This window comes from Vibrio sp. SCSIO 43155, assembly GCF_023716605.1.
Taxonomy (GTDB): Bacteria; Pseudomonadota; Gammaproteobacteria; order Enterobacterales; family Vibrionaceae; genus Vibrio; species Vibrio harveyi.
Genome location: NZ_CP071852.1, coordinates 46,892 through 59,773, shown reverse-complemented (window position 1 = coordinate 59,773; position 12,882 = coordinate 46,892). Strand labels below are relative to the sequence as shown.

Sequence of the window (12,882 nt, the reverse complement as noted above, 5' to 3'; positions counted from 1 at the left end):
CCATCAAATTGCAATTCCAACATTGTGATTCAAAGCTGAATAAATAAATGACATTAATATTGAGTTTCTTATAAAATAGCGTACCTAAAACAATAAGATACGAAGTACAGTGCAGTTAGGCTCTAGCGAAACCCAGATTTACTATCACCTGCTTGATCTGGACGACTCTCAAAAGCAGCAATACCTCAACGAATTGCAGCAGAGTCAACCTGAGCTTTACCTCCAAATCGCTCCTCTTTTAGCTAGCGAAAACGAAGAAGAACAACTGACACAGTTGCTCGGCTTCGGCGCGAATTTGGCAACCAAACAAGAGGTCGACCTAACGGGCGAAGAAGTTAGCAAGTACCGACTCACCCACGAGTTAGGGCGTGGAGGTATGGGGGTCGTATATGCAGCACTGCGCGCTGACGAGACGTTCGAGCAAGACCTTGCGATCAAGTTCATCCAAACCAATCTCAGTAATGTATTAGGCAAACGCGCGCTGTTTGATGAAGCTCAGCTTCTGGCTCGTTTGAACCATCCTTACATTGCCAAAGTGTTTGATGGCGGCTTGCACGGTGATTCGGTTTACATCGTGATGGAACGCGTTTTTGGTCAGACCTTAGACTCGTATTTGTTGCTCACGCCAATGGAAGACGATGACAAGTTGTTGCTGTTTAAGCAGATTTGTCAGGCAATGGAACACGCCCACCAGCATCAAGTCCTGCATGCGGATCTCAAACCAGAAAACATCCTCATTGATCGCAATAAACGACCAAAACTGCTCGATTTCAACCTAACACAAAAGGTGCAATCAAACAGTGATGATTCGTCTCCGGCATTAATTGCCTTCAGTGAAAAATACGCCAGCCCAGAACAGCAAGCCGGAGCGTTTTTGACTGAGCAAAGTGATGTGTATTCACTGGGTAAGATTCTGGCGCTGATGTTTCCTGATCAGCCAATATGGTCAGATATTTATTGGGTGGTGAGACGCGCAACGCGAGCGAAAGCAAAGCAGCGCTACCTCAATGTTCGGACACTGCGCCAAGATATTGAATGTATTTTAGAACGACGCCCAATAGAGCAAAAGAAGCACTGGCCACTGTACAGTACGCTTCGTTTAGTACAACGCCGACCGCTGCCGTCGCTGTTGTCCGCAATCTTAGTGTTATCTGGTTTGCTGTTTGGTAACACTCTGATTCAAAAGAACATACAACTGCAACAAGAGAAGAAGATTGCAGAAGACATCATGTACGAAGTGACGCGCCTTGTCTTTCATGCCAAGGGGCAAAACGTCGAGCATATGTCCGTCAGTGCCATGATGGAACTGACACGCAGGCGGATTCTGTCTAACCCAGATATCCCCAAACACATAAAACAGAAAATGCTGTTGGCGATGATGACACCGGTGCCAGAGAAGCACCTCACTAAATCAATAAGTTGTCAGCCAAATTGTGCACCAAAGGACCGCACTCAACAGTAAGGCTAAACATAAAAAAGGCTTAAAAATTAAAATGCACACACGTTCCATTGCGATCTGGCTGTCTGCGTTAGCGATAGCACCAGCATGGGCGAACTCTACTTCTACGATTCCGTCGGCAGAAGCGACAGCGCCTACCATAAAACAAGGTTTCTTCATCGATTCACCGGTAACTGGTCTGTATTACAAAACCAGTTCCAACCTGTCTGGTCACACAAACAAAGGCGCATTTCAGTATCGCCCTGGCGATGTCATCAGCTTCTTCCTCGGCAATGACGACAACGGCTACTTGCTCACCACAATGTCGAGCCAAGAAGTGCTCACACCGACCATGGCGACCACAAAACCCAGTCGAAGCATCAATATGACCCGCTTGTTGCTCTCTCTCGACAGCACTCCGGAAAACCGTCAAGAAATCGTGCTAATCAACAAGGTATTATCCGATCCAACCTTCCAAGCACAGCTCAAGCGTCTCGACCTCAATTTCCTAGATGACGCCAAACACCAACTCAATTTGGATTGGGTTTCGGTGCAAGAAGCGGTTGAACATCTAAATGAAAGCCAACGCTACATCGAAAAGAACTTCGCCTCAAATGAGATCATTTTTGAGCCTCGTGACGTGCGATTTAAGAACATCATCATCAAGAAAAAGGATTGGCAGGGTCGCGCCTGTGCATTCGATATTCGCTATCAACACCACCCGCGTTACCGCCCACCAATTGGCGAGATTAACTTCACCATCACTAAAGAGAGCCTGATTCAGCATCCAAGTGTTGGCGACTACTTCCAAGGCTGTTTCCTAGCACTTAACCAGAGCGTAACCGAAGAAATTGTCGAACCGATTGAAAAGTTCTCTGAATGGGAAAGCTTGGTCGGCTGCGCCGATTCAGGCTGTACCCGTAGCGACCTCAATGGCTTCTCGTTAGAAGATTATGACGATGAAGGCGATTGGAAATATCGATCGGTTGCACTCAACTTCGATCCGAGCACCCAGCTATTAATGGAAAAAGTACAGGGGTTGGGACCAAACGAGCACGTTAAGCACCACAACCGTACTGAGATGTTGTGGTTTACCTATCCTGACTCTGTCGATAGCGAAATTGCCTACCAAGGTGTATGGCAACAAACTCAATACCTACAAGACTCAATGAAGCAGTCGTGTCTACTAATGCGTCATAACCAAGTGTTGCGTTTACCTGTCGATGCCGTTGCCTGCCCTACAGATACCAGTCTATACACCCAAGATGTCACCAACGAGTATTTGGACATGTGGTGGGTCAACAATGACCAGCCAAGTGCTGAACTCGCGCAAATGAACGTAATGGTGCGTTGGTCACCAACCCCAGCAGAAATCAACTACACCACGTGGGAATACCTACCTGCAGGCAAAAGCTGGGAGCAAGGCATTTTGTATCGTTACCAACAAGACATTAGCCGTAATCGCGATGGTTCTGATCGCGTTGAAACCTATTCCATCTCTGAGTTTGTAAAAGTAAGTGAGGATGTATAGCAATGACTTCTAAATCTACTCTGACGCAAATTATCCAACAGTGGCAAGCAGGCGATAAACAGGCGGAAAGTGAGTTGTACCAATTCGCTTACCTACAACTGCGTAAAATTGCTCAACAAGAACGCGAGCGCAACGCAGAGAAATACGGAACCGACAATAAGGTACTGTCGGACAGCGTAAACAGCACCACCGCGCTGATCCATGACGCGTATTTAAAGATGTCTAACTGCGACATGAGTGAGATTGAAACCAAGCGCGATTTCTTCTTAATGGCAGCCAAAGTAATGCGCCAAATCCTGATCGACAACGCTCGCTCGCATCAAGCGCAAAAACGCCAACACATCACGCTAATGAAAGAAGAAGAAGATCGCTTCGAGCAACTCATCATCATGGATAAAGCACTCGATAACTTTAGTGTGCGCTACCCACGCCAATCCAACGCGTTAAAGCTCAAATATCTGATGGGCATGAAAAACCAAGAGATCTGTGAACTGCTCGAATGCAGCGCCAGTTTGATTGAAAAAGACCTTAAGTTCTCCCGCAGTTGGCTGCAATCAAGAATGGCACACGCGTAAAATCATGAAGAAGAAATACTGGATTGCAAGTGCATTAAGTACCTGCTTGATGGCGCTTTACTGGCTAACAGACGAGCAAACCACAGCTGCGGCTGCCAACATACAACCAGCGAATAATAACGAGGAAAAGAGAAATACGCCTCACGGTGAACGCACTTCCCTTATCGAAGTAAAACAGGCACTCACCGCATCTGCATTGGAAAGAAGCAATGAACTGGCGTTTGAAAAAGCGCTTGAATCCACGTTGTCAGACCGTCCTGATCAGGTTGAAGATGCCTTGGGATCATTGGAGGCCAATTACTCCCAAAACCTAACGATAACCTACATCAGTGAATCTGCACACGACGATGCAACAGAGAACGGCAAGCCGATAATAAACCTAGCGGTTGAGCAGCAATTACAAACCATTATCTATAGTTGGGAACTGACACAAAACAACCCTATCAACTACTCATTAGGGTTGGAACAGCTGTTCGAAGATCCAGAAGGAGACTTACTCACCACGCGAATTTGGCTAGAAAACGCCAACGGACTGAGCGTTCTCAACCAAGGGCAAATCATGCTGCAAGGCGCGCCAAAAGACTTCAACCAAACCACATATTTGGCAGTCTCTGCACGTGATGACCACCATGGGACAGAAGATCACGCTTGGGTCACGACACGCTTCGAGCTGCCAGCAGTCACTGCAGAGCAGAACGATACAGAACATCCGCTCATTGATGGTGTGGTATATCGCCTTGAAACCACAACTTTGCTCGGTGGACGCAAGTACCCTTACGAAGTTGTGTACTGTGAAGCATTTAAATTCATTGATGATGAAGTTTTTTATGCTGCTTCAAACAACAAAACTCGCTGCCCAGACGAGCATAAGCTGAATAAAGTCGGGGAATACCAGATCAGTGATGACTCATTGATCATCCACATCAAAGGTAGCCGTCAGATCTGGACTACGAAGAAAACCTACCCGTCACGAGTTCACAAAGACACTGAGAACTACTTTATTACCGTCTTTGATAACAATCGTTTCGAAAGCTACACCATGCAAAAAAACAAGCGCTCAATGGAAGAGCGTTTGAACGTCAATACTGGAAAAGAGCTGTATCAGTCCGCCCTATTTGATCTGCTCATTCCGACTGCCGGTGGTTATCGCCATGCGCTCGCGGGTAACTATATTTTTGACCGAAGGCATGCTCAAGGTGGTGAGTATTACGACGGTTTCGACTCAGATCTCAACATAGTCACGTCTAATAGCGACTTATTTGCTCATGAATTCTGTCAGTTTTGGGACACCTCAATCCTTGCAGGTGAAGGGATGTTTAGCGAGGTAATTTCTTACTCCAATAATACCGATTGCGCGACTGCACCTAAGCCATCCGCATACGCTTATGTCTACTTCAACAATGATTATCATGCTAATGATGAGTTTATTCAGGGGGAGGTTTATAGCTACATCCTACGCCCATTTCCTCAGTACGCGAGCAAAGTAGAAGAGCTAAAAATAAACATGATTTACCACTACCCAAAAAATACAGCAGCCTATAAATAAACCAAAACAACACAAGTCATTGTTTATAAAGACCTAAATTTAAAGTTAATTGATATTTTTATTGATAGAAATTCCAAGAAAAAATATTCCAAAAATTTTTACGGTTTTTCTTTGGTTTTCCGTGTCTTGAAGCCGCTTCCAAATCCGATTAAAAATGCGCAGCTTTTCTAATCTCACTAGTGAGATTAGAAAATAAAACAATAAAAAGCGACTTTCTCATTCGGAAACGAAACAAGGACAAATAAACAATGAATAAGGTGAGTTTACTAGCAGCGTCAGTGGCTATCGCGCTAACCGGTTGTGGTGGTTCAGATAGTGGTTCAAGCAACAACAACTCTGGTGTAGTGATTACAGGCTTTGATGGATACTTCAAAGAAGCAGTCGTTTTTGAAGATGTAAACAACAATGGAAAGCTAGATAGCAACGACCCAATTATTGGTCTAACCAATGATGAGGGTCAGGTGACGCTAACAGACAAACAATACTCTGCTGAAAAGAACCTTGCGATTCAAACCATTATTCCGGGTGGTACTGTTCAAGCTGAACTGATTGCTCGCGATCCACAACTTTTTGCTGGCACATACACGGTTGATATGGACAACCCAACCCAAGCTATGGCTCATGAGGTTGTATTCCGTACACTTCCGGGTGAGAAAGTTATCTCTCCGCTGACTGACCTTGTTGCAATCCAAGCTGGTGCTAACCCAACACCAGAAAAAATCCAAGCAGCGAAAAACAAAGTAAATGAGACATTAGGTATCGAGGGTGATACTGCATTTACTGATGTAATCGCCGCTAACAATACCGCTTTACATAAAACGGCTCAGATTCTAACCGAGTCTAAAGCACAAGCAAAAGACAGCTACTCTGCAGAAACCGCTATTGCAATTGCCGATAAAGCAACTGACGTCGTTAATGATAAAAACAACGCAGACAAACTAGATGATCCAAACTTCAAACCAGTTATTGAAGTCAACAATGGCGTAGTTAGCGAACCCGTTATCAACAGCAAGTTATTTGCAAATGAGAGCGTTGTAAAAGCTATCAATACAGAACTGAAGCCTCTTGATAGCCACTCAATCAATTTAGAACTGCCTCTTGCTGCTGGCGATCTTGCCCTTTTTGAAGATGACGATAACAAAAACATCGACATCACAGTAAGCGTCATCACACTTGATGGTTCTGTGGTCAAAAATCTAACAACTACGGCTATCAATGGTGGCAAGTTAACGATTTCAGGTGAGCTAACTCCAGTTCGTCCTGCTTACCAAATCAAGCTAACGGCAACTGACTACAACTCACAAGAACAAGATAAGTCCTTTGGTGCTGTAACAACCGCTTTCGACCTACAAGTAAACGTTGAAAATCCAGCGCCAACAATCAACACAGAAGCCGCTGATACAATCGAAGAGTGGATTGACAGTATTGAGCTATACCAAGGTGTTGAAGTTCAGAATGAACAATTCCGTATTGACAACTTGTTCTCTGACGACGAAAAGCTTGCATTTAAAGCATACACATCTGTTGATGGCTTAGTACTTGAACTTGTAGAAACACAAGGTCAGACTGAGCTGAAAATCACAGGTAAGCCATCTCGCATTTACCCTGAAGGTCAAACAATCACGATCTCTGCATTTGACGGTATCAATACGACTTACAAAGTCTTCGAGCTAGATGACATTGAAAAACAACCTGAAGCATCGATTGAAATTGATCGCGGTGATCTTGCAGAACTTCAACAAGAAATCACAGTACAGCTAACAACACTAAAAGTTGGTGAAGCTGTTGATGCAGATTTCAATATTACTGAAGTCTTTGAAGCTCAGCACACGTCAGGTGCAATCGAATACTACGCTGGTACAGAAGAAGATGAGTACGCAACAACCGTTCCGGGTCTAAAAGTCAATGTTGATAACAACGGCACACTGACGGTTTCTGGCACACCAACTAGTGCAACGAAAAACGGTTCATTCGTGATTGCGGCAGGTGTAAACCCAGATGCTGACGATGCCGTAATTTCTGAATACGTAACGATCACACTGCCAAACGTTCAACCAGCAGATGACGTAACACCTCCTCCTGCAGGACATCCGTTAGAAGGTAAGTTCCTACATTTCGTAGAAATTGGTCACAATGGTACCAACTTCGCTAAAGGATGGTGTGACTCAATCTACCTAGATGTGAACACGAAAACGATGTACTGGAACGATCGAGATAGCGACAATCTATCAACTTGTGACACAGACATGTCAGAGTTTACAGAAGGTGTCCCATACACAATCGTTGATGGCAAAATTATCTCCCAAGAAGATGGTATGAAAATGACATTGGATGTCATCAAACAACACTCTTTTGATGACGACGAGCATTTCCTCGTGTCATTCACAGATGAAGAAGGCGATGAAAAATCAACCGAGCTGTATTCTTACCACACAAATGCTCAATATGTCGAAGAAGCGCTTAACAACGACGTTAGCGAATCTCAAGAAGATGCTAATTGGGTAGACCGTGAAACATTCATTGCGATGCCATCTGAAGAAGGCGTAAATGATATTGTGGTAACTGAACTGAAAGTTTCTGGCATCGTTCAACAATTTGATTACCAAGGCAGTCCATACACTTCAGCTTCAATCTATGGTCGTAATGCAAAAACTTGTGAAATCCTAAAAGATATCTATCTCGACTACGGTCGTATCCAAGTTCACGGTGACAGCTACAGTGCTGACAACTACTTCAGCAGCCAACCACAATATAGAGATGCTGAAGGCTCTTGTTACATCGATTTCATGCCTTTAGATCATTCAGCAGCAATTCCTGCGGGGCTTTACACTATCGAAGCCACTCCAGAGCGTACTGATGAAGCAGAACGCATTATCTTTAGTTTTGAAAAGTGATAACTAGAAGCTCATAAACACGAAGCCCCGCTCTTGCGGGGCTTTTTTTAATCCATTTTTTACTTCACGCAAATCACGTTAAGCAACGAGGTGCCCGTTAGCTGATTTGGCTCTCGGTCAGCAAACAAGCCTTTTTTATCTTTACCCCAGTAAGGTAACTGCAAAGGCCACTTGTTCTTCTCCATCACGCCAGAATCGCGCAATGTTTTAAACTCTGACGCAGTTGCTAAGTGCATTCCTAGCTGTTGGCAAACTTTCATTGAGCTTGAGTAGCTAAGACGATTCCATGGTTTTCCATGTTCCATGTAGAACTGGTTGTTGTTCTCGATTAAATACGGCACCACAAATGTCTTGCCCTTCAGTACCGTTTTCAAACGCACTTCAACGTTGTCATTCTTGATAGTTGGTTGAGCTGGCTTGGTCATTTTAGCAGGCTTAGCGGCAACTGGTTCTGGCGACTTTGGCTTTGGCGCAGCTTTCGCAGGCGCATCTTTTGTCTTAAATGCGTCCGTATTAGCACGAGTAGCAGCTGGTACGACAGGTGTTACAGGTTTTGCCACCGGCTTGGTCATTGGCTTTGTCTGTTTCGTAGGGACTGTGCCACCTTTATCAACCACACGAATAAATGCTTCTTTATAGGTCGGCAAGGTTTTGACTCGTTGCAAGTCCTGAGATGCTTTAGCAAATTCCGTATAAGGACCAATGAGGCAACGATAGCCTTTTTGTTCTGGCTTCATCCAAACATCGGTGGTGATTTTGCCGTAAATCGGCTTTGCTTTGGCTAAAGACATCGGTTTTGGCAATAGGCCACACTGGATCCAGAAGAAATCATTGCCTCCTTGCGGCACTTTCTTTCCCCATAGCCCTTTACCGATCGGACAAGATTGCTCAAGCACAGGCAATTCTTTATTACTGGCCTGAGAGGCTTGGCAAAGAAATTCACTCGCCAAAACCGGAGTCGAAAATTGAGCGCACGCCACCAGCAGCCCAAGGCTCAAGCCAGATTGGACGATACGGGAAGAATGTAGTGCCTTTTTCATTTCCATAGCTTCACTCTAAACAGTAGGTGATGAAATTATCGCGACAGAGCGTCAATAAAACATGCATAAAAAGTGATAAGCAAAAAAAGAGCCGGAATTGCATCCGGCTCTCAGTTTAGAAAGAAATTTATTAAATAGGCAAATAATACGTCGATTTTATCGCGTCATTAACCCTTGTAGATTTTCGGGTTGAACACGTCACGTAACCAGTCACCCAGTAGGTTAATCACCAGTACCAATGTCACTAGCACGATACCTGGGAAGGCGGTAATCCACCACGCACCAGAGAAGATGTAGTTAAAACCAATACTGATTAGTGCACCCAATGATGGCTGGTCTACAGGCAAACCTAGACCAAGGAATGACAATGCCGCTTCTGACATGATTGCGTTTGCTACCTGTACCGTCGAGATAACCAAGATTGGTGATAGGCAGTTCGGAAGAATATGACGGAACATGATTCGCGGTGCTTTAAAGCCCATCACTCGTGCCGCTTCTACGTATTCTTTCTTCTTCTCAGCCAGTACTGAAGCACGAATGGTACGTGCATATTGCGGCCACTCCGCCACACCAATAATCACGACAAGCATGACTACCGCGTATTGGCTGTAAAAATCACTGCCAAAGCTGGCTTTAAAGATAGCTGACACGATGATCGCAACCATCATGGTCGAGAACGACAGCTGAACGTCAGCAAAACGCATCAAGAAACTATCAATACGACCACCAAAGTAACCTGCTGACAAACCAATGATGATACCCAGCATAAGCTGAAGACCAACCGCGAGGAAGCCGATCGTCAAAGATAAACGAGAGCCGTAAAGAATGGTCGACAAAATATCACGACCTTGCTCATCAGTGCCCAATACGAAACGCTCATCGCCATCTTCCATCCAAGATGGAGGTAGCTCTGAGTCCATGATGTCGATAGACGTCAAATCGTATGGGTCAGTTGGAGCTAGAATCGGTGCTGCTACAGCCAAGACTAAAAACATCATGAAGACGGTAAAACTTGCCATCGCAACTTTGTCGCGCTTGAAGTAATACAAGAAGTCCGACTCTTTGAAACGCTGCCAGGCTGACGGTGCGGCAGCAGGAGCTGGTGTTACATTTGATTGGCTCATGATTAAGCTCCTTTTCCAGTTAGGTTCACAGTTGGGTTGATGATGCCGTACAGCAAGTCAACGATGGTATTAGTTACCACGAAGATCAGACCAACAAAGATAACGTAGGCAGTGATCAACGGTGTATCTACACGGTTGATTGCCTCTAGGAAAAGAAAGCCAGTACCCGGCCATTGGAACACGGTTTCTGTCAGAATGGTGTATGCCACCATGGTACCAATTTGCACACCACCGACCGTCAATACAGGTAGCATGGTGTTTTTAAGTGCATGTTGGTAATAAATCTTTTGTAAGTTCAAGCCTTTCGCTTTGGCGAACTTAATGTACTCAGAGCTCAGTACTTCCAGCATTTCTGAACGCACCAAACGGATGAACAACGGCAGCATGATAGATGCGAGTGCAATACACGGCAGGATCAGGTGCTTAATACCATCGATGGTAAAGAAGCCAGACTCCCATCCGAGTATATTAGACGTTTCACCCCGTCCAAAGGAAGGTAGCCAACCGAGTTCTATGGAGAAGACGTACATCAACATGATTGCGGTTAAGAACACCGGAATCGAGATGCCGACACTACTCATCGCCATAACGAATTTTGTAAAAATACTCTTCGGATGTATCGCTGAATACACCCCAAGCGGTATAGAGAAAACAATGATAATGAGCGTCGCACCAAACACGAGCTCTAATGTAGCCACCAGCTTATCGAGGATGACCTCAACTGCAGGTCGCTTGAAGAAGTAAGACGTACCTAAATCACCTTGTAGCGCATTGCTCACAAAGCGAGTGTACTTTGTGATAAAGGGATCGTTCAGGCCCAGTTCGTCACGCAGCGCTTGACGCTCCGCTTCTGAAACCGACTGACCTACAAGCTCACGTAGCGGGTCACCCAGGTTATCCTGAATGGCAAACGCCACCAAACTGATCACAAACATCACTATCAGTGCCTGAAACAGGCGCTTGACCAGAAACGAAAACATTCCTTGCCCCTTAACTATCCATAGATCTCTATTCAGAGAGAAAATTCAGTCTAAAAACAACTCAGTCCGACTGAAACAAAACTGAGCCGAGTACGTAGAGTTGAGGAGGGACATCCATCCCTCCTCAACATCGACTAACCGTGATTATTCAACCACTAGGTCACCGAAGTAAGGCATTACCATTGGGTTAACGATGTCTGCAGCTTTCACGTTAGACTTCGCGCCCCAGGCTTCACTTTGCCAGTGTAGCGGTACGAATGCAGCGTCGTTGTACAACGTTGCTTCAACGCCTTTCAGCATTTCTGCACGTTTAGCTGGATCCGTTTCTACGTTTGCCGCTTCAACCACTTTGTCCATTTCTGGGTTAGAGTAATGACCACAGTTGTACTGACCACGACCTGTCTCTTCGTTACGTGTCATGGTTAGGAACTCGTTGAAGTTTGCTGAATCTTCAGTATCTGAGTGCCAACCGATCATCAACATGTCTGCCGCACACTTGTCGAACTCAGGCCAGTATTGCGCTTTAGGCATAGTCTTCAGGTCAACCTTGATGCCGATCTTAGACAGCATTGCCGCCGCCGCTTGTGCCACTTTCGCATCGTTCACATAGCGGTTGTTTGGTGCAATCATCGTTAGCGTAAAGCCATTCTCGTAACCCGCTTCTTTCATCAGCTGTTTTGCTTTCTTAAGATCGTAGCGAGGAACCAGCTTGTCATCATGACCAACGTAGCCTGCCGGGCTTTGCTGACCTGCAGCTGTTGCGAAGCCTTTCATGATTTTTTTCACGATGCCTTCGTTATTGATTGCGTGAACAATCGCTTGGCGCACGCGAACGTCTTTCAGTGCTTCGTTGCTGCTTTGGTTCATTTGGAACGTGATGATACGCGTACCAGGTAGTGTTACTAGATCGATACCTTTTGCGTCTTTCACACGTTTGTGATCGTTTGGCGCTACTGGGTGGATCATATCAACACCGCCAGAAAGCAGTGCTGCAACACGAGTCGCGTCTTCTTTGATCGGAAGTAACGTCAGTTTGTCTACGTTACCTTTCGACTCTTTATCCCAGTAATCTTTGAAACGTTCGAATTCTACTTTTACGCCCTGCTCACGAGCCGTCACGATAAACGGACCAGTACCAGAAACGTGTGTTGATGCAAATGAGTTACCATGCTTCACTAGCTCAGACTTGTCTTTACCATCTTCGGTTTTACCCGTGTAGAACTTACTGTCCATTGGGAAGATGTACGTTGCTGTTTGTAGCACTAGCGGGTAAGGCCCTTTAGTCACTAGATCAACCGTGTAATCATCCACTTTCACGATTTTTTCGTACGGGTCAAAGATAGCTTTGAAGTCTGGAGAGCTTTGTAGACGTTCGAAAGTCCACACAACGTCATCCGCTGTCATGTCGTTGCCTGAGTGGAACTTAACGCCTTGGCGAAGTTTGAAACGAACCGTCGTATCATTGATACGCTCCCAGCTTTCCGCTAGGCGAGGTTCAAAGTCCATGTCCTGTGTGAAACGAACTAGAGGGTCAAATACCATGTGTGACATTTGCAGCGTACCACCTGATAGCTGCTCGTGCGGGTCTAGAGATACTGGGTCAGCTGCATAGCCAACTTTGATATCTGCTGCCAATGCGTTAAAGCTTAGACCTGCTGCCATTAGCGCCACTGCTAACTTGCTTTTCATGGTTTTCATTTGCATAACTCCTTCATGCGGGAATTCGAATCCCTTGTTGTGTTTGCGTCTTTGTT

General features: G+C 45.3%; 9 protein-coding genes. 5 read left to right on the top strand and 4 right to left on the bottom strand.

Annotation, left to right across the window (positions count from 1 at the left end):
* The first annotated feature begins 109 nt into the window (after positions 1-109).
* The 5 genes from J4N44_RS00260 (at position 110) to J4N44_RS00240 (ending at position 7,984) form a co-directional block, all read left to right on the top strand.
* The gene (locus tag J4N44_RS00260) at positions 110-1,462 is read left to right on the top strand and encodes a serine/threonine-protein kinase (protein WP_017189912.1); all 1,353 of its coding nucleotides are present in this window, start codon (positions 110-112) and stop codon (positions 1,460-1,462) included.
* 31 nt (positions 1,463-1,493) lie between these two features.
* Positions 1,494-2,969, top strand: coding sequence for a chromosome partitioning protein ParA (locus J4N44_RS00255; protein WP_252044721.1), 1,476 nt, complete (start codon positions 1,494-1,496; stop codon positions 2,967-2,969).
* Between the two features lie 2 nt (positions 2,970-2,971).
* Positions 2,972-3,544: a sigma-70 family RNA polymerase sigma factor gene (locus tag J4N44_RS00250; protein ID WP_005446332.1), complete on the top strand. Its 573-nt coding sequence runs from the start codon at positions 2,972-2,974 to the stop codon at positions 3,542-3,544.
* Between the two features lie 4 nt (positions 3,545-3,548).
* The gene (locus tag J4N44_RS00245; protein ID WP_252044719.1) at positions 3,549-5,090 is read left to right on the top strand and encodes a hypothetical protein; all 1,542 of its coding nucleotides are present in this window, start codon (positions 3,549-3,551) and stop codon (positions 5,088-5,090) included.
* 248 nt (positions 5,091-5,338) lie between these two features.
* Complete coding sequence (locus tag J4N44_RS00240) at positions 5,339-7,984, top strand: hypothetical protein (RefSeq protein ID WP_252044717.1); 2,646 nt, start codon at positions 5,339-5,341, stop codon at positions 7,982-7,984.
* 59 nt (positions 7,985-8,043) lie between these two features.
* Here J4N44_RS00240 and J4N44_RS00235 read toward each other — a convergent pair whose 3' ends face one another.
* The 4 genes from J4N44_RS00235 to J4N44_RS00220 all read right to left on the bottom strand — a co-directional run bounded on the left by J4N44_RS00235 (position 8,044) and on the right by J4N44_RS00220 (position 12,826).
* On the bottom strand, positions 8,044-9,030 hold the full coding sequence (locus J4N44_RS00235) for an SPOR domain-containing protein (protein WP_252044716.1): 987 nt from the start codon (positions 9,028-9,030) through the stop codon (positions 8,044-8,046).
* A gap of 161 nt (positions 9,031-9,191) precedes the next feature.
* Complete coding sequence (locus tag J4N44_RS00230; protein ID WP_005446340.1) at positions 9,192-10,148, bottom strand: ABC transporter permease; 957 nt, start codon at positions 10,146-10,148, stop codon at positions 9,192-9,194.
* 2 nt (positions 10,149-10,150) lie between these two features.
* Positions 10,151-11,128 carry an ABC transporter permease gene (locus tag J4N44_RS00225; protein ID WP_005446342.1) on the bottom strand — a complete coding sequence of 326 codons (978 nt, stop codon included), beginning with the start codon at positions 11,126-11,128 and terminating at the stop codon, positions 10,151-10,153.
* Between the two features lie 144 nt (positions 11,129-11,272).
* A complete protein-coding gene (locus tag J4N44_RS00220) occupies positions 11,273-12,826 on the bottom strand; it encodes an ABC transporter substrate-binding protein (protein ID WP_252044713.1) in 1,554 nt (517 codons plus the stop codon).
* Positions 12,827-12,882: the final 56 nt, after the last annotated feature.